The 20241-nt window shown below is 28.4% G+C and carries 35 protein-coding genes; 1 reads left to right on the forward strand and 34 read right to left on the reverse strand.

The features are described 5' to 3' along the window. The first annotated feature begins 26 nt into the window (after positions 1-26). A complete protein-coding gene (locus tag H0H47_RS01880) occupies positions 27-440 on the forward strand; it encodes a hypothetical protein (RefSeq protein WP_185865805.1) in 414 nt (137 codons plus the stop codon). Here the strand turns inward: H0H47_RS01880 and nhaD are convergent. The 34 genes from nhaD to map all read right to left on the reverse strand — a co-directional run bounded on the left by nhaD (position 411) and on the right by map (position 20236). Then, on the reverse strand, positions 411-1676 hold the full coding sequence (nhaD, locus tag H0H47_RS01885) for a sodium:proton antiporter NhaD (RefSeq protein ID WP_185865806.1): 1266 nt from the start codon (positions 1674-1676) through the stop codon (positions 411-413). The two genes, H0H47_RS01880 and nhaD, sit on opposite strands and share 30 nt — an antisense overlap. A gap of 30 nt (positions 1677-1706) precedes the next feature. Beyond that, positions 1707-2993: a phosphopyruvate hydratase gene (gene eno / locus H0H47_RS01890; RefSeq protein WP_185865807.1), complete on the reverse strand. Its 1287-nt coding sequence runs from the start codon at positions 2991-2993 to the stop codon at positions 1707-1709. Positions 2994-2996: 3 nt separating this feature from the next. Continuing rightward, positions 2997-3437: a 50S ribosomal protein L17 gene (gene rplQ / locus H0H47_RS01895; protein WP_185865808.1), complete on the reverse strand. Its 441-nt coding sequence runs from the start codon at positions 3435-3437 to the stop codon at positions 2997-2999. Between the two features lie 6 nt (positions 3438-3443). Beyond that, positions 3444-4445 carry a DNA-directed RNA polymerase subunit alpha gene (locus H0H47_RS01900; protein WP_185865809.1) on the reverse strand — a complete coding sequence of 334 codons (1002 nt, stop codon included), beginning with the start codon at positions 4443-4445 and terminating at the stop codon, positions 3444-3446. Positions 4446-4469: 24 nt separating this feature from the next. Then, entirely contained in the window at positions 4470-5078 is a 609-nt protein-coding gene (gene rpsD, locus H0H47_RS01905; protein WP_185865810.1) for a 30S ribosomal protein S4, read from the reverse strand. Positions 5079-5094: 16 nt separating this feature from the next. After that, the gene (rpsK, locus tag H0H47_RS01910; RefSeq protein ID WP_185865811.1) at positions 5095-5481 is read right to left on the reverse strand and encodes a 30S ribosomal protein S11; all 387 of its coding nucleotides are present in this window, start codon (positions 5479-5481) and stop codon (positions 5095-5097) included. A gap of 12 nt (positions 5482-5493) precedes the next feature. Further along, complete coding sequence (rpsM, locus tag H0H47_RS01915; RefSeq protein ID WP_185865812.1) at positions 5494-5874, reverse strand: 30S ribosomal protein S13; 381 nt, start codon at positions 5872-5874, stop codon at positions 5494-5496. Positions 5875-5880: 6 nt separating this feature from the next. Beyond that, positions 5881-5997 carry a 50S ribosomal protein L36 gene (rpmJ, locus tag H0H47_RS01920; RefSeq protein ID WP_012840794.1) on the reverse strand — a complete coding sequence of 39 codons (117 nt, stop codon included), beginning with the start codon at positions 5995-5997 and terminating at the stop codon, positions 5881-5883. A gap of 23 nt (positions 5998-6020) precedes the next feature. After that, positions 6021-6236, reverse strand: coding sequence for a translation initiation factor IF-1 (gene infA / locus H0H47_RS01925; protein ID WP_185865813.1), 216 nt, complete (start codon positions 6234-6236; stop codon positions 6021-6023). Positions 6237-6284: 48 nt separating this feature from the next. Next, on the reverse strand, positions 6285-7676 hold the full coding sequence (gene secY, locus H0H47_RS01930; protein WP_185865814.1) for a preprotein translocase subunit SecY: 1392 nt from the start codon (positions 7674-7676) through the stop codon (positions 6285-6287). 9 nt (positions 7677-7685) lie between these two features. Next, complete coding sequence (gene rplO / locus H0H47_RS01935) at positions 7686-8135, reverse strand: 50S ribosomal protein L15 (RefSeq protein WP_185866308.1); 450 nt, start codon at positions 8133-8135, stop codon at positions 7686-7688. A 10-nt stretch (positions 8136-8145) separates the two neighbouring features. After that, positions 8146-8658, reverse strand: a complete 513-nt coding sequence (gene rpsE / locus H0H47_RS01940; RefSeq protein WP_185865815.1) for a 30S ribosomal protein S5 — start codon at positions 8656-8658, stop codon at positions 8146-8148. An 18-nt stretch (positions 8659-8676) separates the two neighbouring features. After that, complete coding sequence (rplR, locus tag H0H47_RS01945) at positions 8677-9000, reverse strand: 50S ribosomal protein L18 (RefSeq protein ID WP_185865816.1); 324 nt, start codon at positions 8998-9000, stop codon at positions 8677-8679. Positions 9001-9013: 13 nt separating this feature from the next. Further along, positions 9014-9559 carry a 50S ribosomal protein L6 gene (gene rplF / locus H0H47_RS01950; RefSeq protein WP_185865817.1) on the reverse strand — a complete coding sequence of 182 codons (546 nt, stop codon included), beginning with the start codon at positions 9557-9559 and terminating at the stop codon, positions 9014-9016. A 15-nt stretch (positions 9560-9574) separates the two neighbouring features. After that, entirely contained in the window at positions 9575-9964 is a 390-nt protein-coding gene (rpsH, locus tag H0H47_RS01955) for a 30S ribosomal protein S8 (RefSeq protein ID WP_317168682.1), read from the reverse strand. Between the two features lie 13 nt (positions 9965-9977). Beyond that, on the reverse strand, positions 9978-10247 hold the full coding sequence (gene rpsN, locus H0H47_RS01960) for a 30S ribosomal protein S14 (protein WP_185865819.1): 270 nt from the start codon (positions 10245-10247) through the stop codon (positions 9978-9980). A gap of 2 nt (positions 10248-10249) precedes the next feature. Beyond that, entirely contained in the window at positions 10250-10801 is a 552-nt protein-coding gene (gene rplE, locus H0H47_RS01965) for a 50S ribosomal protein L5 (RefSeq protein WP_185865820.1), read from the reverse strand. Continuing rightward, positions 10798-11028 carry a 50S ribosomal protein L24 gene (rplX, locus tag H0H47_RS01970; RefSeq protein ID WP_185865821.1) on the reverse strand — a complete coding sequence of 77 codons (231 nt, stop codon included), beginning with the start codon at positions 11026-11028 and terminating at the stop codon, positions 10798-10800. The genes rplE and rplX overlap by 4 nt, the downstream gene beginning before the upstream one ends. 6 nt (positions 11029-11034) lie before the next feature. Further along, positions 11035-11406, reverse strand: coding sequence for a 50S ribosomal protein L14 (rplN, locus tag H0H47_RS01975; RefSeq protein ID WP_185865822.1), 372 nt, complete (start codon positions 11404-11406; stop codon positions 11035-11037). Positions 11407-11413: 7 nt separating this feature from the next. Next, positions 11414-11692: a 30S ribosomal protein S17 gene (gene rpsQ, locus H0H47_RS01980; protein WP_185865823.1), complete on the reverse strand. Its 279-nt coding sequence runs from the start codon at positions 11690-11692 to the stop codon at positions 11414-11416. Continuing rightward, entirely contained in the window at positions 11676-11876 is a 201-nt protein-coding gene (gene rpmC / locus H0H47_RS01985) for a 50S ribosomal protein L29 (RefSeq protein ID WP_185865824.1), read from the reverse strand. The genes rpsQ and rpmC overlap by 17 nt, the downstream gene beginning before the upstream one ends. Next, on the reverse strand, positions 11873-12292 hold the full coding sequence (gene rplP / locus H0H47_RS01990) for a 50S ribosomal protein L16 (protein ID WP_185865825.1): 420 nt from the start codon (positions 12290-12292) through the stop codon (positions 11873-11875). The genes rpmC and rplP overlap by 4 nt, the downstream gene beginning before the upstream one ends. Before the next feature lie 14 nt (positions 12293-12306). Then, complete coding sequence (rpsC, locus tag H0H47_RS01995) at positions 12307-13005, reverse strand: 30S ribosomal protein S3 (RefSeq protein ID WP_185865826.1); 699 nt, start codon at positions 13003-13005, stop codon at positions 12307-12309. 3 nt (positions 13006-13008) lie between these two features. Then, a complete protein-coding gene (locus H0H47_RS02000; protein ID WP_185865827.1) occupies positions 13009-13380 on the reverse strand; it encodes a large ribosomal subunit protein uL22 in 372 nt (123 codons plus the stop codon). Between the two features lie 7 nt (positions 13381-13387). After that, positions 13388-13672, reverse strand: coding sequence for a 30S ribosomal protein S19 (rpsS, locus tag H0H47_RS02005; protein WP_185865828.1), 285 nt, complete (start codon positions 13670-13672; stop codon positions 13388-13390). A gap of 9 nt (positions 13673-13681) precedes the next feature. Then, entirely contained in the window at positions 13682-14506 is an 825-nt protein-coding gene (gene rplB, locus H0H47_RS02010) for a 50S ribosomal protein L2 (RefSeq protein WP_185865829.1), read from the reverse strand. Further along, the gene (gene rplW, locus H0H47_RS02015; protein WP_185865830.1) at positions 14506-14790 is read right to left on the reverse strand and encodes a 50S ribosomal protein L23; all 285 of its coding nucleotides are present in this window, start codon (positions 14788-14790) and stop codon (positions 14506-14508) included. Before rplW ends, rplB begins: the two co-directional genes overlap by 1 nt. Positions 14791-14801: 11 nt before the next feature. Beyond that, positions 14802-15431, reverse strand: coding sequence for a 50S ribosomal protein L4 (rplD, locus tag H0H47_RS02020; RefSeq protein WP_185865831.1), 630 nt, complete (start codon positions 15429-15431; stop codon positions 14802-14804). Further along, positions 15422-16054: a 50S ribosomal protein L3 gene (rplC, locus tag H0H47_RS02025; RefSeq protein WP_185865832.1), complete on the reverse strand. Its 633-nt coding sequence runs from the start codon at positions 16052-16054 to the stop codon at positions 15422-15424. Before rplC ends, rplD begins: the two co-directional genes overlap by 10 nt. Before the next feature lie 3 nt (positions 16055-16057). Continuing rightward, positions 16058-16363, reverse strand: a complete 306-nt coding sequence (rpsJ, locus tag H0H47_RS02030; RefSeq protein ID WP_012840772.1) for a 30S ribosomal protein S10 — start codon at positions 16361-16363, stop codon at positions 16058-16060. Between the two features lie 5 nt (positions 16364-16368). Next, positions 16369-18474 (reverse strand): elongation factor G, encoded by a 2106-nt coding sequence (gene fusA, locus H0H47_RS02035; protein ID WP_185865833.1) that lies wholly within the window; start codon positions 18472-18474, stop codon positions 16369-16371. A 9-nt stretch (positions 18475-18483) separates the two neighbouring features. Further along, the gene (gene rpsG, locus H0H47_RS02040) at positions 18484-18960 is read right to left on the reverse strand and encodes a 30S ribosomal protein S7 (protein WP_185865834.1); all 477 of its coding nucleotides are present in this window, start codon (positions 18958-18960) and stop codon (positions 18484-18486) included. Positions 18961-18964: 4 nt separating this feature from the next. Next, the gene (gene rpsL, locus H0H47_RS02045) at positions 18965-19342 is read right to left on the reverse strand and encodes a 30S ribosomal protein S12 (RefSeq protein ID WP_185865835.1); all 378 of its coding nucleotides are present in this window, start codon (positions 19340-19342) and stop codon (positions 18965-18967) included. 66 nt (positions 19343-19408) lie between these two features. Further along, on the reverse strand, positions 19409-20236 hold the full coding sequence (map, locus tag H0H47_RS02050) for a type I methionyl aminopeptidase (protein ID WP_185865836.1): 828 nt from the start codon (positions 20234-20236) through the stop codon (positions 19409-19411). Positions 20237-20241 lie beyond the last annotated feature (5 nt).

Below are 20241 nucleotides of genomic sequence, written 5' to 3' on the forward strand. Positions count from 1 at the left end.
ACAAAAAAAAAGATTTTAATTATGCTATGTTTCGAAATATATTATCAGTATTCATAGGAGTTATAATAAGTATTATAGAAATACTATTTGCTATCAGATTTATAAAAGAATGGTTTATCGAAATCCAATATATACCGATAAAGAAATTAAAAAAGATTTTTTTTGAAGCTCCTACTGAATTTTTTTTAGTTCTAATTTTTTTTTATGCTTTTAGTGCCTTATTAGGAGGAACTATAACTGCCCTTTTTGCACAAAACGCAAAAAAAGCTTATGCTATGTTAACTGGATTTATTTTGTTTTTTATAGCATTATTTCATATATTTTTCTATCCATTTCCCTTATGGTTTAAAATAATAATACTTCCACTTTTTTTTCCTTTTTCGTATTTAGGAGGAAACTTTATAGAATTCTTACAAAGAAAAAAATGGATAAATCAATAAATAAACAAATCCGGAAATGTAGCCAATCAAGGCGATCCAACTGATTTTTTTCAAGTACCAAAAAAAATCTATTTTTTCCATTCCCATAGCAGCTACTCCTGCAGCAGATCCTATAAGAAAAATGCTTCCACCTGTTCCAGAAACATAAGCTATAAAATGCCATAAATCATGATCCATTGGATAAGAAAACATGGCTATAGTAGCAGCGACCAAAGGGACATTATCTATAATAGAAGAAATCAATCCAAATATAAAAGTTGTTATTTTCCATGTATAAACAGTCTCATTGATCCAATGAGATAAACTATATAATTTTCCCAATGATTCCAAAGAAGAAACTGAAAGCAAAATACCTAAAAAAAACAAAATACTAGAAAAATCTATCTTTCTGAAAAGATCATCTATAGATAAAACAGTCCCTGAATATTTTCTCACGATACAAAGAAGAATGCCAAGAGAAAACATCATTCCCATGTATGGAGGGACTCCCGTTATAGTTTTGAAAATAGGAACAAGTAACATTAAAAGAAGACCCGATTTCAAAATAAAAAAACCTCTATTGAGATTTTCTTCTGATAATTTAGTTTTTTTAACTTGGAAAGTTCCATTAAAAACGGGCATAAAAGACACTATAAAAGTGGAAACAAACATGCATAATATAGATGGAATAAGTATTTTTTTAACAAGATATATAGTCGTTACTTTATTAGAAATCCACAACATTGTTGTAGTTATATCTCCTATTGGAGACCAAACTCCTCCTGCATTAGCAGATATCACTACTAATCCCAAATAACATAAACGTTCTTTATAATTAGAAACTGTTTTTCTGAGAATAGAAATTAAAACTATAGTTGCTGTTAGATTATCTATTATTGCAGATAATAAAAAAGAAACTAAACTTATTATCCACAAAAATCTACGTTTAGTTTTCGTGTAGAATAATTCTCTTAAAGCTTCAAAACCAGAATACTTTTCAATAACAGCAATAATAGACATAGCCCCAATAAGGAAAAAAACAATTTCGGAAGCTTTTCCTAAATGAAACAATAATAAATCTTTGGGATCTTTTTTAATTATTAAATGTTGATCAAATTCATAAACAGGAAGATTAAAAAACATAATTAATGACCAACAAATGGTAGCCATCAGAATGGCTGGAATAACTTTATTTAAAGAAAATAAGTTTTCAAGAGTAATAAATAAATATCCAAGTATAAAAATTAAAATTACCATTGATTCTTAATTCATCATTAATGGAATATTTTATGTTTGATTCCATCCTGAATAAAAAGAATATTGACCAATATTTTCTTCAATTCGTAATAATTGATTATATTTTGAAATTCTCTCAGAACGACAAATAGAACCGGTTTTGATTTGTTCAATATTTAATGCAACAGAAAAATCTGCTATAAAAGAATCTTCTGTTTCTCCAGAACGATGAGATATAATGTTTTTATACTTGTTCTTTTTAGCCAAATTAATTGTTTCAATTGTTTCTGTTAATGTTCCCACTTGATTAACTTTTATAAGGATAGAATTTGCTATTTTATTTTTGATTCCTTCATTTAGTTTACTAACTCTAGTAACAAAAAGATCATCTCCTACCAGTTGAATCTTATCACCCATTTCATCCGTTAATAATTTCCATCCTTCCCAATCATTTTGATCCATTCCATCTTCAATAGATATAATTGGATACCTTTTAATTAAATAGGATAAATAACGAATATGTTCTTCTTTAGACTTTTTTGAAGATTCTGTTTTTTTTTCAAATTTAGAATAGTCGTATTGGTTATCTTTATAAAATTCAGAAGCAGCACAATCTATAGCTATTCCTATTTGATCATAAGGTTCATAATTTGACATATGTATAGCTTCTAATATATGATCCAAAACATCTTCTATTCCATCAAAATTAGGAGAAAAACCTCCTTCATCTCCAACACTTGTTGAAAACCCTTTTTTATTCAAAATATTTTTTAATTGATAAAAAACCTTATGTCCCATTTGAAGAGCTTCTATAAAAGTATTAGATTGAACAGGTACTATCATAAATTCTTGAAAAGCTATAGGAGCATTGGAATGTCTTCCTCCGTTTACAATATTAATCAAAGGAGTCGGTAAAGTATTTGTATAAACCCCTCCTATATATTTATAAAGAGGAACTTGAAGTTCATTAGAGGCCGCTCTGGAGACTGCTAATGAAATAGGTAAAATTGAATTAGACCCCAATCTTTTTTTATTATCTGTTCCATCTAATTCTAACATCAATTTATCAATATAAACTTGATCAAAAATAGATTTTCCAATTAATTCAGGAGAAATAATACTATTGACATTCTGAACAGCTTTCAATACTCCTTTTCCAAAAAATATATTTTCTTGATTATCACGTAATTCAAAAGCTTCATATTCTCCTTTTGAAGCACCGGAAGGAATAGAAGCACGTCCAAGTACATTTTTTTCTGTAAGAACATCCACTTCCACAGTAGGATTTCCTCTTGAATCTAATATTTGTCTTGCCTGAATACTTTTTATTTTACTCATTACTCATTTTTTATTCTCTTTTTTTTCTACTACTTTTTTTCTACTACGTCTTACAGATTTTATTATTTTCTTAGATCTATAAATTTCATTAAAATCTACTAATTCAATAAAAGAAATAGTTGCTTGATCTCCAAGACGAACCCCTGTCTTTATAACTCTAGTATATCCACCTGGACGGACACGAACTTTATCAAAAACATTTTTAAACAGCTCTGAAACGGCGGTCTTATCTCTTAAATGAGAAAAAACATTTCTTTTAGAATGAGTTGTGTGAATTTTGGATTTTCTAATAATAGGTTCAACATATTTTTTTAAAGCTTTAGCTTTGGCTAAAGTTGTAAATATTCTTTTTTCCTTAATCAAAGAAGAAGCTAGATTAGAAAGAACAGATTTTCGATGACCATATTTTCTTCCTAAATGATTATTCTTTTTTCTATGATTCATCTATTTTTATTCTTTATTATTTAATCTATACTCTAAGATGTTCATTCCAAAATATAATCCTTTTTCTTTCATTTTACTTTCCAATTCATCTAATGATTTCTTTCCGAAGTTTCTCATTTTCAACATATTACTTCTATTACAACTGACCAAATCTGCTATAGATTCTATAGATGCAGATTTTAAACAATTTTTTGTTCGAACAGATAGATCCATATCATTTAACCTAGATTTTAACAAAGTACGCATTCGTAAAAATTCTTCATCATATTTTTTATCTTTTTTAATTTCTTCTTGTTTCTTTTTTCCTATTTTATCATAAGAGAAAATAGAAAAATATTGAATTAATATTTTAGAGGCTTCCATTAAAGCTGATTTTGGACAAATAGAACCATCTGTTTTAATTTCTAATGAAAGATTTTCAAAATCAATTTTTTGACCAACTCTACAATTTTCTATTGTATATTTTACATTTCTAATAGGAGTATAAATAGAATCTATAGGAATTGTTCCAATCAAATCTTCATTATTACTTTTATTTTCTTCTGCAGGAACATAACCTCTTCCTTCTTCAATAGTAAAACTAATTTCTAATGGAACCGATTCTTCTTTATTACAAATAATCAAATTTTCATTTAAAATTTGAAATCCAGAAATAAATTTATTCAAAATCCTTCCCGTTATCTGTTTTCCTTCATGAATAGAAGCATTAACTACTTCTTTATGTAGTCCTGTTACTTTTCTTTTTAAACGAATTTTTTTAAAATTTAAAACTATTTCAGTTACATCTTCAACTACGCCTTTTATAGTAGAAAATTCATATTTAACTCCTTCAATCCGAATAGAAGTTACTGCAAAACCTTTTAAAGATCCTAATAAAACTCTTCTTAATGCATTTCCTAAAGTAATTCCATATCCAGGTTCTAACGGTTTTAAATGAAAAATACCTTTATTATCTGAAAATTCAGACATTGCAATTCTATCAGGTTTAACAAAATCTAGAATAGCCATATGATAATGTATGATTAACTTCTATTATTTTGAATATAATTCAACAATAAGTTGTTCTTTAATATTTTCAGGAATTTGTGATCTCTTCGGCATAACTCTAAATATACCAAACATATTTTTTTCATCCAAAATTAGCCATTCAACTAAAGCCCCTATTTTTTTTTGTAGACAGTCCAATATAACTGGATGTTTTTTAGATTTTTCTTTTACTTCTATTTTATCTCCTGGTTTTAATCTAAAAGACGGTATATTAACTATGTGATTATTCACAGAAATATGCCTATGAGAAACAATTTGACGAGCAGAAGATCGAGAAGGCGCAAGTTTAAGTCTAAATACTATATTGTCAAGACGACTTTCACATGCTTGCAATAATAATTCTCCAGTAATTCCTTTTTTTCTTGCAGATTCAAAAAATAATTTTTCAAACTGATGTTCTAATATCCCATAAATATATTTTGCTTTTTGTTTTTCTATAAACTGTATAAAATACTCTGAACGTTTTCCTCTACGACGATTGTTTCCGTGTTGTCCAGATGGATACTTTCTTCTTTCAAAATATTTATCTTCACCATAAATACATTCTCCAAATCTTCTAGAAATTTTAGTTTTAGGTCCTATGTATTTTGCCATAATTTCTAAATAAATATTAAACTCTTCTCCTTTTAGGTGGACGACAACCATTATGCGGCAATGGAGTTATGTCTTTTATCATTGTTACCACAATTCCAGAATTACTTAAAGCTCGTATAGCTGCATCCCTTCCTGCTCCAGGTCCCTTAACTTTTACTTCTACTTTTTTAATACCAGCATTTATAGCCTCTTTTGCTACATTTTCTGCGGCCATTTGAGCGGCATATGGTGTGTTTTTTTTAGACCCTTTAAAATTCATTTTTCCAGCAGAAGACCATGCTATTACTTCCCCTTTTTTATTTGTTAACGTTATAATAATATTATTAAAAGTAGATTGAATATGAGCCTCTCCTAAAGAATCAACAACTACCGATCTTTTTTTTCCCAATGATGATTTTGCCATAATGATTTATTATCACTTTGTGACCTTCTTTTTATTTGCTACAGTTTTTTTTCTTCCCTTTCTGGTCCTGCAATTGTTTTTTGTTTTTTGACCTCTTAACGGCAAACCTTTTCTATGTCTTGTTCCTATATAACAACCTATATCCATTAATCGTTTTATATTAAGTTGTGTATCAGACCTTAATTCTCCTTCAATTTTTATGTTGTTAGATATATATTTTCTTATTTTACTAATATCATCATCAGACCAATTTTCCACTTTCTTATTTTCATTTATTCCAACAGAATCCAAAATTATTTTGGACATACTCCTTCCTATTCCATACAAATAAGTAAGACCTATAACACCTCTTTTAGACCTAGGAATATCTACTCCTGAAATTCGAACTCCCATATTTATTTATCCCTGTTTCTGTTTAAATCTAGGGTTTTTTTTGTTAATAATTCGCAAACGTCCTTTTCGACTAACAATCTTACAATTCTCAGTTCTTTTTTTTAAAGAAGCTCTAACTTTCATAATATAATTTTTTTATTAAAATCTTAATATCTATAAGTAATTCTTCCTCTTTCTAAATCATAAGAAGACATTTCTAACCTCACTTTATCTCCAGGCAATATTTTTATATAATGCATTCTCATCTTTCCGGATATATGAGCTTTAACAATACATCCATTTTCCAATTCAACACGAAACATCGCATTTGGAGACGATTCTACAATAGTTCCATCAACTTCAATATGTTTTTGTTTAGTCATAAACAATTAAATATAATTAATATATAACAAATTAATATACAAAAAAAATTATAATCTAGTATATCTTTCACTACGATTTTTCATCATCATCAACCCATCATAATGATAATTCAGTAAATAAATATTTACTTGTTGAGAAATATCTAAAATAACTCCTACTACAATTAATAATGAAGTGCCTCCGTAAAACAATGCAAAATTTTGAGTTACTCCTATACGAAAAACTATAGCTGGAAAAATAGCTATTATAGCTAGTAAAACAGCCCCTGGTAACGTAATTTTAGATAAAATATTATCTATATATTCAGCAGTTTCTTTTCCAGGTTTAATTTTTGGGATGTGTCCTCCATTTCTTTTTAAATCATCAGCCATTTGATTTACTGGAATTGTAATAGCTGTATAAAAAAAAGTAAATGCTATTACCAATACAGAAATAGTCAAATTGTACCATAATCCATAAATATCTTGAAAAAGATGAAAAAAATTCCTAATATTAACATTTTTTACATAATCAGAAAAAGTTAAGGGGAAAAGCATTATGGCTTGAGAAAATATAATAGGCATTACTCCAGCAGCAGTCATCTTAAGCGGAAGGTACTGATGTTTTTTATGAATTAATTGAGATCCTACTTCCAAAGATTTATAGTGAGAAACATATTGAACCGGAATTTTTCTAATAGCTTGAATAATTACAATAGAAAATAAAATGACTAGTAACCATAATAAAAATTCAAGAAATAATACTATTAATCCTCCATTTCCAATTTCCATTTTTCTAAAAATTTCTTTAGCTATAGCATCTGGAAAACGCGCTATTATCCCGGACATAATTATTAAGGATATTCCGTTCCCTATTCCTTTATCTGTAATTTTGTCTCCTAACCACATAGTAAATAAAGTTCCAGATGTCAAAATTATTATTCCTATTATCCAAAATATACTTTTTCCATAAAAAGTATTTATATCAATTAAATAAGTATTATCAGAATAATTTGATGAAAAAGGAATTAATTTTTGAGTTAAAGAAATGAGGTACACAGGTGCTTGTATTAAACATATTCCTACTGTTAACCATCTTGTAATAAAACTAATTTGTTTTCTCCCACTTTCTCCATCTCTTTGCAATTTTTGCAAATAAGGAATAATGATACACATTAATTGAATAATAATAGAAGCAGATATATAAGGCATAATTCCTAAAGCTAGAACTGAAGCTCGGTTAAAAGCCCCTCCAGTAAAAGAAGATAAAATTTGCATCAATCCTTTAGATCCTGAATTAAATTTTTCCATTAAATCGCTAATACCCAAAGGATTAATTCCTGGAAGAGGAACATAAGCACCGAAACGATATACCAACAAAAAACTCAGAGTTATTATTATTTTTTTTCGTAATTCTTTAATATTCCAAATATTATGAAAATATGTTAAAAAATTATCCATAATAATTTTTCATGATAAAGCTTCTCCTCCTATTTTTTTTATGGATAACAAAGCTTTTTTGCTAAATTTAGATGCATATATTCTTAATGAAGAACGCAGCTCTCCCCTTCCCAATATCTTGACTGGATTATTTTTTTTTACCAAATTTTTTTCTAGTAAAATTTTTTGATCAAGAAAATTTTTAATTTTTCCTTGATCCACAAAGTTTTGAATTGTGTCTAAATTAATCAAAGAAAATTTTTTTCTCAAAAAATGTCTTTTAAATCCAAATTTAGGAATTCTTCTTTGAAGAGGCATTTGTCCTCCTTCAAAACCTCTTTTCTTGGAAAATCCAGATCTAGATTTTGCTCCTTTATGTCCTCTTCCACAAGTTCCTCCTTTTCCAGATCCCTGTCCTCTTCCCAATCTTAACTTTTTTTTATTAGATCCATTTTTTGGAGATAGTTGATTAATATTTATGAAAATATTTTCATCCATTATATACTTTTTTGATGGAAATTCCTCTCTGTTTTGCAATAACATTAACATCTCTCATTTTACTCAACGCTTTAATAGTAGCTTTAATAACATTATGATGATTAGAAGATCCTTTAGATTTTGACAAAACATTTCTCAATCCTGCAGCTTCAAGGACAGCCCTCAAAGGACCTCCTGCTATAATTCCAGTTCCATTAGAAGCTGGTCTAATAAGAATATGAGCCCCTCCATATTTAGCTTCTTGCTCATGAGGAATAGTCCCATTAGATATGCAAACTTTACAAAGATTTCTTTTAGCTTGTTCTCCAGCTTTGTGAATTGCATCAGGAGCTTCCTTAGATTTTCCAAAACCATAACCTACTACTCCATTTTCATTTCCTTTAACAACAATAGCGCTAAAACTAAAATATCTTCTTCCTTTAGTAACCTTGCAAACCCTCGTTACTCCAACTAACTTTTCCCTTAATTCTAATCCCGCATATTTTATTTTTTTATCCGATCCCATTACTATATGATTTTTTATCTAAAATTTTAGTCCAGATTTTCTAATTCCTTCAGCTAAAGATTTCACTCTTCCATGATATAAATATCTTCCTCTGTCGAACACTAATTTTTTTATTTTCAATTTTACAGCTCGACCTCCTAGCAATTTACCTACTTCGCTAGATAATTCCATTTTTGTTTTTTTAGAATGATGGAATATTTTTTCTCTTGATGATGATGAAACCAAAGTTCTTCCAGTTTCATCATTTATAATCTGAGCATATATTCCTTTGTTACTTCTAAAAACAGAAATTCTAGGTCTTTCTGATTTTCCAAAAATTTTTTTCGATTTTTCTTTTCTCATTTTTGTTAAAAAATTAAGCTGATTTTCCTGCTTTTCTACGAACTTCTTCTTTCAAATATCTTATTCCTTTCCCTTTATAAGGTTCAGGAACTCTGAAAGATCTAATTTTAGCAGCTATCATTCCCAAAAGTTGTTTATCATGAGATTTCAAAATTATAATAGTATTTTTTCCTTTTTCCGTTTTGATCTCTATATGAACTTCTTCAGGGATCTGCATCATAATATTATGAGAAAAACCTAAATTCAAATTCAAAATTTTTTCTTTATAAGTAGCTCTATATCCAATCCCTACTAATTCTAATCCTTTCATAAATCCTTTTGTAACTCCTATAATCATATTGTGGATTAATACACGATACAATCCATGCAAAGATTTAGATTCCTTATTTTTATGAATTTTGGTAATTATTAATTGATTTTCATGCAAACGAAATTGCAATTTTTTAGAAATTCTTTGAATTAAAGATCCTAAAGTCCCTTCCACTAATATTTTATTATCAAATATTTTTACATTCACATTTTCAGGAATAAAAATAGGTTTTTTTCCAATTCTAGACATTTCAAAAATTATTTATCAATACACATAACACAAAATTTCTCCCCCTATTCTTTTTTTTCTTGCTTGTTTATCTGTTATGACTCCATTAGAAGTGGAAATTATTGCAATTCCTAACCCATTTAACACACGAGGTAATTTTTTATATTTGCAATATTTTCTAAGACCTGGTTTACTTATTCTAACTATTTTTTGAATAACAGAAGTTTCCTCTTGAGAATATTTTAAAGCTATTTTAATAGTTTTTTTATCCTTTTCTATTTTATAACTCAAAATATACCCATCCTTTAATAAAACATTAGCAATTTCTTTTTTTATTTTAGAAGAAGGAACTTCTAAAAATCTATGTTTTGCTAAACTAGCATTTCTAATTCTAGTTAAAAAATCAGCAATTGGATCCATACAAATATATATTTTTAATCTACCAACTAGCTTTCTTGACTCCAGGGATTAGTCCCTGAGAAACTAAATTCCTAAAAACAATACGAGAAACACCAAACAAACGCATATAACCTCTGCTTCTTCCAGTAATAGAACATCTATTTCTTAAACGAACAGGAGAAGCATCTTTAGGTAACTTTTGCAAAAGTTCATAATTTTTTGATTTTTTTAGAATTTTTCTTTTATTTGCGTATTTCATTACCATTTTTTCTCTTTTCCTTTGTCTTGCTTTGACTGATTCTTTAGACATTTTTATTTGTTATTAAAAGGGATTCCAAAAAAAGATAAAAGACTTTTAGCTCCTGCATCATTTTTAGAAGAAGTTACAAATGTAATATTCATTCCCATATTTTTTTTAATTTTATCAATATTTATTTCAGGATAAATCACTTGTTCTGTAATTCCCATATTATAATTTCCATGACCATCGAAACTACTCTTTTTTACCCCATTAAAATCTCTTACTCTAGGTAAATAAACAACAATAAGTCTTTCTAAAAATTCAAACATTTTTACTTTTCGTAAAGTAACTTTTACTCCTATAGGCATTCCCTTTCTGAGCTTAAAGCCAGATTCATCATGTTTAGAATAACAAAAAATAGCTTTTTGTCCTGTTATATCTGTTATCTCTTTTATAGAAAAATCTATTATTTTTTTATCTACAACAGATAAACCAATTCCTTGATGAACCACTATTTTTTTTAATTTAGGAACCTCCATAATAGATTTGTATCCAAACTTTTTGATTAACTTCGAAAGTATTTCTTTTTTATACAATTCTTGCAACCTAGATTGATAAATCATTCTTTTTCTTTAACTTTTTGTAAGTTGGATATATGAATTGGAGCTTCTTTCTTTTTAATTTCTCCTTTAGGGTTTTTCAAACTAGGTTTTGAGTGTCTCTTTACCATATTTAAATTATGTACAATAGCTTTATTTTTTTTGGGAAAAACTCTTAAAACAACACCTTGACTACCTTTATAATTTCCTGATAAAACCAAGACTTTGTCTTCTTTTTTTATTTTTTTCATAATATATTACAAAACTTCTTGTGCTAAAGATATTATTTTCATATATTCTTTTTCTCTAAGTTCTCTTGCTACAGGACCAAAAACCCTTGTTCCTATCATTTCTCCAGAAGCATTAATTAATACACAAGCATTATCATCAAAACTTATGTAAGATCCATCTTTTCTCCTTGTTTTATTTTTTGTTCTAATAACCACAGCCTTAGATACTTGACCTTTTTTTACTGTACTTCCTCCGGAAACAGATGCTTTTATAGTAACAACTATAGAATCTCCTAGAGAAGCATATCTTTTTTTTGTTCCTCCTAGTACTCTAATAATCAAAGCTTCTTTAGCCCCTGTATTATCCGATACTTTACAAATAGACTCTTGTTGTAACATACAAATATTATTTGGATTTCTCCAATATGGATACTAATCTCCAACATTTTTTTCTACTTATAGGACGAATTTCCATAATACTAACTTTGTCTCCATTTTTAGAAACATTTTTCTCATCATGAACCATATATTTTTTTTTCTTTATAATACTTTTACCATAATATCTGTGTTTCATTTTTTTTACTTCAGAGACTACAATAGTTTTATCCATATTATCACTTATAACAGTTCCTTGTCTTTGTTTCCTTTTATTACGAATAATGGATTTTTTATGCTCTATTATCATTTATTTTCTTGTTTAATTCTGTTTTCAATCTAGCAATTTTTTTCCTAATAATTCTAATAATCATAGGATTTTTATTCATTTCTACAGAATTGTAAAATTTTATATTTTGATAATTATTTTTATGAACTTCAATTTTTTGAATTAAATCATCAATTGATAAAGTTTTTATATCTAAATCTTTCATAATTTAATTTCATTAGAAAAAATAAATTTCATTTTAATAGGAAGCTTTTGAGAAGCTAATCTTAAAGCTTCTTTAGCCTCATTCATTTCCACCCCATCGATTTCGAACAAAATTCTTCCAGGTTTCACTACAGAGACCCAATATTCAACAGGTCCTTTTCCTTTTCCCATACGTACTTCTTGAGGTTTCTTAGTAGCAGGTTTGTCTGGAAATATATTAATCCATAATTTTCCTTCTCTTTTCATATGTCTAGTAGCAGCTACTCGTGCAGCTTCTAACTGTTTCGAAGTGATCCAGCCTCCTTCTAAAGCTTTTATTCCATATAACCCTCTAGAAAGAAAAATCCCTTTCTTGGAATTTCCACGAATCCTTCCTTTTTGTTTTTTTTTGTATTTTGTTTTTTTTGGTTGTAACATGGTAAAAATATGTCCTATTTTTTTTTCCTGTGAAAGGTTTTATTTGCTCTTTGTTTTTTTTGTATTCCTCCTAATAAAGGAGATAATTCTCTTTTTCCATAGACCTCTCCTTTCATAATCCATACTTTAATCCCTATACTTCCATAAACAGTATGAGCTACTGCCATATGATAATCTACATCAGCACGAAAAGTTCCGAGAGAAATTCTCCCTTCTTTATAGATTTCACATCTAGCCATTTCTGATCCATTAAGTCTACCTGAAATCTGAATTCTTATTCCTTGAGCATTCATTCTCATAGCAGAAAAAATAGATAACTTAATTACTTTTTTATAAGAAATTCTATTTTCTAATTGTCTAACTAAACCTTTAGATACTAATGGAGCATCTAATTCAGGACGTTTAACTTCAGATATATTAATTTGAACTTCTTTTTTAGTAAGTTTTTTTAATTCTTTCCTAATTGTATCTACTTCATCTCCTCCTTTTCCTATAACAAGAGCTGGTCGTGATGTACGAATAGTGATAGTAATAAATTTCAAAGTTCTTTCAATGAAAATACGAGAAACTATACCTTTTGGTAATCTAGCTTCTATATATCTTCTTACTTTAAAATCCTCCTGTATTCTATCTTTATAATTATTACACCAGCTAGATTGCCAGCCCATAATGATTCCAAGACGGTTAACTATTGGATTTGTTTTTTGTCCCATATATTACATTTCTTTTTTTTTTTCTAAAAAAACGAGAACGTTACTTGACCTTTTTCTAATTCTATGACCTCTTCCTTGAGGAACAGGACGTATCCTTTTTAAGGTTTTTCCTTGATTGACTCTAATTTCCTTTATATATAACAAATACTCTTTTTCAGAATAAGATTCATCATATTTTTTTTTCCAATTAGATAATAAAGAAAGAAGTAATTTCTTAAAAAGAAGAGATATTCTTCTTTTATGACTATATGTTAATATATCCAAAGCTATTTGGATTTCTTTATTTCGAATTAAATTTGCTATTAATCTCATTTTTCTTGGAGATGTCCTAACTCCATTCAAAGAAGCTGAAACTACACTAGTTTCTTGTTTCATTGTGGTTTTAATTTTTTCCTTTCAATTTATTCTTGGAACCAGAATGCCCTCTAAAAGTGCGAGTAGGAGCAAATTCACCCAATTTATGTCCAATCATATTTTCAGTAACATATACATTTACAAATTGTTTTCCATTATGAACAGCGAATGTTTGTCCAACGAAATCTGGTAAAATAGTCGATGGTCTAGACCAAGTTTTAATAATAGTTTTTTTTTCTAACTTCAGATTTTTTAATACTTTTTTTTGCAATTTTATTGATACATACGGGCCTTTTTTTAAAGATCTTGCCATGATAAAAATTTATTTTTTTCTCCTTTGTAAAATATATTTGTTAGAATATTTTTTTTTAGAACGAGTTCTAAATCCTTTAGAAGGTAATCCTTTTCTGCTTCTAGGGATTCCTCCAGAGGATTTTCCTTCTCCACCTCCCATTGGATGATCTACAGGATTCATTGCCACTCCTCTAGTTCTAGGTCTTTTTCCAAAATGTCTTTTTTTTCCTGCTTTTCCATATGTTTCTAACTGATGATCCGTGTTAGAGACAACTCCAATGGTTGCCATGCAAGTCTTCATAATCATTCTCATTTCTCCAGAAGGAAGTTTAATTGTAACATATTTTTCATCTTTTGCAAATAATTGAGCAAAAGAACCTGCACTTCTTGCTATTTTTGCTCCCTGACCAGGTCTAAGTTCTATACAAGAGACATTAGTTCCTAACGGGATCTCACTCAAAAAAGTAGAATTCCCCATATGAAAAGGGATTTTTTTTCCAGAAATAACTTCTTGACCTATTTTTAATCCATCTATAGCTACAATGTATCTTTTTTCTCCATCTTTGTAATGAAGTAAAGCAATTAAAGAAGATCTATTCGGATCATATTCTATAGATTTTATTACCGCAGGTATTCCAAATTTTCTTCTTTTAAAATCTATTATTCTATACTTTTTTTTATGCCCACCTCCAATATAACGCATGGTCATTCTTCCAGTATTATTTCTTCCTCCAGATTTGCATTTTCCTTTAACTAAGGTTTTTTCAGGATTATTATTTGTTACTTGATCAAAACGATTTTTTATTCTGAAACGTTGACCAGGTGTAATAGGTTTTAACTTTCTAATTGACACTAGACTTCTTTTTTATTAAAAAAATCAATTTTTTGATTTTCTTTAAGTTGAATAACAGCTTTTTTTATTCTATTGGTTTTTCCATAAAGAAATCCTTTTTTAGTATATTTAGATTTATCCTTTCTAGGATAGATCATAGTTCTAACATTTTTTACAGAAACCCCAAATTTTTTTTGAATTTTTTTCTTGATTTGAATTTTATTACAATTAATATCTACAGATAAAATATAACTATTATTGTTTTTAGTAAACTTTTCTGTAAAAAAAGGCTTAATCAAAATCATAATCCATAAATTTATATAGATAAAAACTCGTGAATTTTTTTTATTGAATTCTCAGAGAGAATGACATTTGGAAAATTTAATAGGGAAAAACAATCCAGTTCATTCACATTTAATAATTTAAAATTATCTAAATTCCGAGAAGACAAATATAAATTTTTATTTTTTTCTCCAAGAACCATTAATAATTTTTTATCTTTTAACTGTAGTGATTTTAATAATTCTAAAACAAATTTAGTTTTTGGAATATTCAGTTTAATATTTTCTATAATTTTGATTTTGTTTTGTATTAATTTTTGTTCAATAATGAACTTTTTTACCTTATTTTTGGTGCTTTTATTTAATTTAATTAAATATTTTCTGGGTTTTGGACCAAATACTCTTCCTCCTCCTCTAAAAATAGGATTCTTAATGTTTCCTTTTCTAGAACCACCGGTCCCTTTTTGTCTATGTAATTTTCTATTACTACCAGATAACTCTCCTCTTTCTTTAGATTTATGTGTCCCTTGACGTTGGGATGACAAATATCTTTTTACTTCTAAATATATAGAATGATCGTAAGATTTTTTTGAAAAAATTTTTTCATTAAATTCCACTTTTTTATCAGTGAAATTTCCCTTTATATCTAGAATTTTTAATTCCATTTTTTTTTATTAATCATCAAATATGAATTTTTATTTCCTGGAACTGATCCTTTCAAAATTATCAAATTTTGATGGGTATCTATTTTTAATATTTTTAGGTTTTTAATAGTTACATTTCTTTTTCCCATTTTTCCGGCCATTTTTTTACCTTTAAAAACACGAGAAGGGTCAGATCCCGCTCCTATTGATCCAGGAGACCTTAATCTATTGTGTTGCCCATGAGTTCTTTCTCCTACTCCTGAAAAATTATGTCTTTTAACCACTCCTTGAAATCCCTTTCCTTTAGAAATTCCTTTTATACTAACTAATTCTCCTTCTTTAAAAAGGTCTATGCTTATTTTGCTTCCTAAATTAAAATGAGAAACTGAATTCTCTTTAAATTCTAATAGTTTTTTTTTCGGAGATAATCCAGCTTTTTTAAAATGACCGAATAAAGGTTTATTAGTTTTTTTCATTTTTTTTTCATCAATTCCAAGTTGAACAGAAAAATAGCCATCATTTTCTATTGTTTTTATTTGAACAACATAACAAGGGTCTGCTTTTACAACAGTACAAGGAACTCTTTTCCCATCTTCCAAGAAGATGCTTGTCATTCCTATATTTTTTACTATTAATCCAGACATTTCTTACACTTTTATTTCCGCTTCAACTCCACTAGGCAACTCTAATTTCATTAATGCATCTACTGTTTTGGATGAGGCATTATGAATTTGTAAAAGTCTTTTATGAGTAGGAAGAAAGAATTGTTCTCTTGATTTTTTATTTACATGTGGAGAACGTAATACTGTAAATATTTTTTTTTCAGTAGGTAAAGGAACGGGTCCATTCAATACAACTCCCGTAGGAAGGACTGAATTAACAATTCTTTCAGCTGATTTATCTAACAAATTATAATCATAAGATTTTAATTTAATTTTTATATCATGCCCCATATCTCTTATTTTTTTTCTTTTTTATTACGGGTTTCTATAATAATACCATTGATTACATTGGAAGGAACCGTATCATAGTGAGAAAATTCCATTACAGAAGTTCCTCTTCCGGAAGAAAGTGTTCGTAAAACTGTTACATATCCAAACATTTCAGATAATGGAACCAAAGATTGAATTATCTTTACATTATTTTTTGTACTCATATTTTGAACTATTCCTCTTCTACGATTTAAATCTCCTATTACTTCACCCATGTTTTCTTCTGGAACAATTACTTCTAATTTCATAATTGGTTCTAATAAAACAGGATTAGATTTTTTAGCGGCTTCTTTAAAACCTAATTTTCCTGCTATTTCAAAAGAAAGTTGATCAGAATCAACAGAATGATAAGAACCATCCAGAATAGTTACTTTAGCGCTATCTATTTCATATCCAGATAAAGGCCCATTTTTCATCATTTCTTTACATCCTTTTTCTATGGAAGGGATGTATTCTTTTGGAATGCTTCCTCCTTTTATTTTATTGATAAATATCAATCCAGATTTTCCTATATCTCCAGGTTCTAATTTAAATAATATATCTGCATACTTTCCCCTACCACCTGTTTGTTTCTTATAAATTTCTCTATGTTCTACCAAATTTGTTAAAGCTTCTTTATACTCTACTTTAGGTTTTCCTTGATTCACTTCAACTTTGAATTCTCTCTTCATACGATCTACAATAATTTCCAAATGGAGTTCTCCCATTCCAGAAATAATAGTTTGACCTGTATAATCATCCGTCCTAACTTGAAAAGTAGGATCTTCCTCCATTAATTTAGATAAAGCTAAAGTCATTTTATCAATATCAGATTTAAATTTAGGTTCAATAGCTAAACCTATAACTGGATCAGGAAACAATATATTTTCTAATAAAATTGGATGTTTTTCATCACATAAAGTATCACCTGTTTTAATATCTTTAAAACCAACTACCGCTGCTATATCCCCAGCTCCAATTTTTTCTATTGGATTTTGTTTGTTTGCATGCATTTGATATATTCTAGAAATACGTTCTTTATTTCCAGATCTTGCATTAAAACTGTAAGATCCAGATTTAATTTTTCCAGAATAAACTCTGAAAAAAGCTAAACGGCCTACAAAAGGATCACTTGCTATTTTGAAAGCTAAAGCAGAAAAAGGTTCATTTTCATTGGGTTTTCTTATCTCTTTTTTTTCACTGATAGGGTGTATGCCCACTATATCTTTAACTTCTAAAGGAGAAGGCAAATATCTGCATATAGCATCTAATATAGCTTGGACTCCTTTGTTTTTAAAAGAAGAACCACATAGAATAGGAATTACTTTCATTTTTATTGTATTCTTCTGCAAAGAATGAATAATATCGTCCTCTGATATAGGATAATTATTGTACAAAAACTTTTCCATTATAACATCATCATGTTCGGATAAAGTTTCAATAAGTTGATTATGGTAATCATTGACTATATTTTTCATTTCTTCTGGAATAGGATGATTTTTATACGTCATTCCATAATTTTTTTCATCCCATATTATAGCCTTATTCGTTATTAAATCTACCACTCCTATAAAATTATCTCCACTTCCAATAGGAAGTTGCAATGGGACTGAACTGGCTCCTAAAATTTTTTTTATTTGAGAACAAACATTAAAAAAATCAGCACCTTGTCTATCCATTTTATTAACAAAAGCTATCCTAGGGATTCCGTATTTATCTGCTTGTCTCCATACAGTTTCAGATTGAGGTTCAACACCATCAACTGCACTAAATAAAACTACCATTCCATCTAAAACTCTCATTGATCGTTCTACTTCTACAGTAAAATCTACATGACCTGGGGTATCTATAATATTAATCTGATATTTTTTATTATTATATATCCATTCGCAACATGTAGCTGCAGAAGTTATAGTTATTCCACGTTCTTGTTCTTGCTGCATCCAATCCATAGTGGCTGCTCCATCATGAACTTCTCCTATTTTATGATTTATTCCTGTATAAAATAAAATTCTTTCTGTGGTAGTTGTTTTTCCTGCATCAATATGTGCTGCAATTCCTATATTTCTTGTGTATTTTAAGTCTTTTTCCATAATAAAAAACTAAAATCTAAAATGCGAAAAAGCTTTATTGGATTCAGCCATTTTGTGAATGTTTTCTTTTCTTTTAATAGCTTCTCCTTGTTCTTGAAAAGCATCCCATATTTCAGAAGCTAACTTATTTGCCATAGTCTTTTCGTTTCTAATAGAAGCGCAAGATATCAACAATTTTATTGCTTTTGTCATTTTACTATTAGAAGAAATAGGAACAGGAATCTGAATATTAGACCCCCCCATGCGACGAGTTCTTACTTCAACATGAGGCATTACATTTTTTAATCCATTTTTACATATTTCTAATGCTGATTTTTCTTCTTTTTCTTTTATTAAATCTATTTTTTTCATAGCATTATAAAATATTCTATATGCCACGTTTTTTTTTCCATTTTTCATTAAATGATTGACAAAACGTGTAACAAGTGGATCGTTGAATTTTGGATCTGGAAAATATACTTTCTCTTTCTTTTTTACTTTTCTCATTAACTCAATCTTTTTTAGCTAATTTAGCTCCATATTTACTTCTACTTTTTTTTCTTCCACTCACTCCAGCTGTATCACGAGCACCTCGAACGATTTTGTACTTTACTCCTGGTAAATCTTTCACTCTCCCCCCTTTAACTAATACGATTGAATGTTCTTGAAGATTATGGCCTTCTCCTGTTATATAACTAATAACTTCTCTTCCATTTGTAAAACGAACACGAGCCACTTTTCGCATAGCTGAATTTGGTTTTTTTGGAGTTGTAGTGTAAACCCTAGTACAAACTCCTCTTTTTTGAGGACAAAATTCCAATGCAATTGATTTCCTTTTTTTGGAAACAGAAGTACGACCTTTTCTAATTAATTGTTGTATAGTAGGCATATTCTATATTTAGAACGCAAATTATGCTATTTAATAAAAAAATACAACTAAATCAATAAATTAACATTAAAAATTATCAATATTAATTTTTTTGTTTTGAAAAGGGGTTTCTTCAAATGATTGAACATTAAGTTCTTTGTAAATATAACGAAAAGTAGAAAGTAAACAAGGAGATCCATCTACAATAGCGATGTTATGTTCATAATGAGAAGATATTTTTTCATCTAAAGTAGTAATAGTCCATTGATCTTTATGAAAAAAAATTTCGGAAGAGCCTAAATTAACCATAGGTTCTACAGAAAGTACCAATCCATTTTTTAATGGAAAACCTTTTCCTTTTTTTCCAAAATTAGGAACTTGAGGATCTTCATGCATTTTTTTCCCGATACCATGACCTACAAGATCCTTTACAACATTGTATCCACATTTTTCAATGTAAGATTGTATAGAAAAACCTATATCCCCAATATGATTTCCGGTTAAACATTTGGAGATTCCAATATAAAGAGATTTTTTAGAACAATCAAGAAATTTTTTTATGTCGGCAGAAACATTTCCAACTTCAAAAGTATAAGCATGTTCTCCATAGAATCCATTCATATAAACGCCACAATCTATAGATAGAATATCTCCTTCAGACAAAGGTTCTCTATTAGGGATTCCATGAACTACTTGATGATTTGGAGAAACACATAAAGTATTTGGAAAGTCATACAATCCTAAAAAAGCTGGTTTGCCACCGTGATCTCGAATAAAATTTTCTGCAAGTTTATCTAAATAAAGAGTATTTACACCAGGTTTAACTTCTTTAGCTAACATTCCCAATGTTTTAGAAGCCAAAAAGGCACTCTTTTTGATTAATATTATTTCTTCTATCGTTTTTAAACGTATCAAAACAC

It is taken from the genome of Blattabacterium cuenoti (assembly GCF_014252075.1).
Taxonomy (GTDB): Bacteria; Bacteroidota; Bacteroidia; order Flavobacteriales; family Blattabacteriaceae; genus Blattabacterium; species Blattabacterium cuenoti_AC.

Excerpts from the sequence above, each read along its gene's own strand:
- H0H47_RS01880 (WP_185865805.1), top strand. The coding sequence starts at position 27 with ATGTTTCGAAATATATTATCAGTATTCATAGGAGTTATAATAAGTATT.
- nhaD (WP_185865806.1), bottom strand. The coding sequence starts at position 1,676 with ATGGTAATTTTAATTTTTATACTTGGATATTTATTTATTACTCTTGAA.
- eno (WP_185865807.1), bottom strand. The coding sequence starts at position 2,993 with ATGAGTAAAATAAAAAGTATTCAGGCAAGACAAATATTAGATTCAAGA.
- rplQ (WP_185865808.1), bottom strand. The coding sequence starts at position 3,437 with ATGAATCATAGAAAAAAGAATAATCATTTAGGAAGAAAATATGGTCAT.
- H0H47_RS01900 (WP_185865809.1), bottom strand. The coding sequence starts at position 4,445 with ATGGCTATTCTAGATTTTGTTAAACCTGATAGAATTGCAATGTCTGAA.
- rpsD (WP_185865810.1), bottom strand. The coding sequence starts at position 5,078 with ATGGCAAAATACATAGGACCTAAAACTAAAATTTCTAGAAGATTTGGA.
- rpsK (WP_185865811.1), bottom strand. The coding sequence starts at position 5,481 with ATGGCAAAATCATCATTGGGAAAAAAAAGATCGGTAGTTGTTGATTCT.
- rpsM (WP_185865812.1), bottom strand. The coding sequence starts at position 5,874 with ATGGGAGTTCGAATTTCAGGAGTAGATATTCCTAGGTCTAAAAGAGGT.
- rpmJ (WP_012840794.1), bottom strand. The coding sequence starts at position 5,997 with ATGAAAGTTAGAGCTTCTTTAAAAAAAAGAACTGAGAATTGTAAGATT.
- infA (WP_185865813.1), bottom strand. The coding sequence starts at position 6,236 with ATGACTAAACAAAAACATATTGAAGTTGATGGAACTATTGTAGAATCG.
- secY (WP_185865814.1), bottom strand. The coding sequence starts at position 7,676 with ATGGATAATTTTTTAACATATTTTCATAATATTTGGAATATTAAAGAA.
- rpsE (WP_185865815.1), bottom strand. The coding sequence starts at position 8,658 with ATGGGATCGGATAAAAAAATAAAATATGCGGGATTAGAATTAAGGGAA.
- rplR (WP_185865816.1), bottom strand. The coding sequence starts at position 9,000 with ATGAGAAAAGAAAAATCGAAAAAAATTTTTGGAAAATCAGAAAGACCT.
- rplF (WP_185865817.1), bottom strand. The coding sequence starts at position 9,559 with ATGTCTAGAATTGGAAAAAAACCTATTTTTATTCCTGAAAATGTGAAT.
- rpsN (WP_185865819.1), bottom strand. The coding sequence starts at position 10,247 with ATGTCTAAAGAATCAGTCAAAGCAAGACAAAGGAAAAGAGAAAAAATG.
- rplE (WP_185865820.1), bottom strand. The coding sequence starts at position 10,801 with ATGATTTATCAATCTAGGTTGCAAGAATTGTATAAAAAAGAAATACTT.
- rplX (WP_185865821.1), bottom strand. The coding sequence starts at position 11,028 with ATGAAAAAAATAAAAAAAGAAGACAAAGTCTTGGTTTTATCAGGAAAT.
- rplN (WP_185865822.1), bottom strand. The coding sequence starts at position 11,406 with ATGTTACAACAAGAGTCTATTTGTAAAGTATCGGATAATACAGGGGCT.
- rpsQ (WP_185865823.1), bottom strand. The coding sequence starts at position 11,692 with ATGATAATAGAGCATAAAAAATCCATTATTCGTAATAAAAGGAAACAA.
- rpmC (WP_185865824.1), bottom strand. The coding sequence starts at position 11,876 with ATGAAAGATTTAGATATAAAAACTTTATCAATTGATGATTTAATTCAA.
- rplP (WP_185865825.1), bottom strand. The coding sequence starts at position 12,292 with ATGTTACAACCAAAAAAAACAAAATACAAAAAAAAACAAAAAGGAAGG.
- rpsC (WP_185865826.1), bottom strand. The coding sequence starts at position 13,005 with ATGGGACAAAAAACAAATCCAATAGTTAACCGTCTTGGAATCATTATG.
- H0H47_RS02000 (WP_185865827.1), bottom strand. The coding sequence starts at position 13,380 with ATGAAACAAGAAACTAGTGTAGTTTCAGCTTCTTTGAATGGAGTTAGG.
- rpsS (WP_185865828.1), bottom strand. The coding sequence starts at position 13,672 with ATGGCAAGATCTTTAAAAAAAGGCCCGTATGTATCAATAAAATTGCAA.
- rplW (WP_185865830.1), bottom strand. The coding sequence starts at position 14,790 with ATGATTTTGATTAAGCCTTTTTTTACAGAAAAGTTTACTAAAAACAAT.
- rplD (WP_185865831.1), bottom strand. The coding sequence starts at position 15,431 with ATGGAATTAAAAATTCTAGATATAAAGGGAAATTTCACTGATAAAAAA.
- rplC (WP_185865832.1), bottom strand. The coding sequence starts at position 16,054 with ATGTCTGGATTAATAGTAAAAAATATAGGAATGACAAGCATCTTCTTG.
- rpsJ (WP_012840772.1), bottom strand. The coding sequence starts at position 16,363 with ATGGGGCATGATATAAAAATTAAATTAAAATCTTATGATTATAATTTG.
- fusA (WP_185865833.1), bottom strand. The coding sequence starts at position 18,474 with ATGGAAAAAGACTTAAAATACACAAGAAATATAGGAATTGCAGCACAT.
- rpsG (WP_185865834.1), bottom strand. The coding sequence starts at position 18,960 with ATGAGAAAAGTAAAAAAGAAAGAGAAAGTATATTTTCCAGATCCAAAA.
- rpsL (WP_185865835.1), bottom strand. The coding sequence starts at position 19,342 with ATGCCTACTATACAACAATTAATTAGAAAAGGTCGTACTTCTGTTTCC.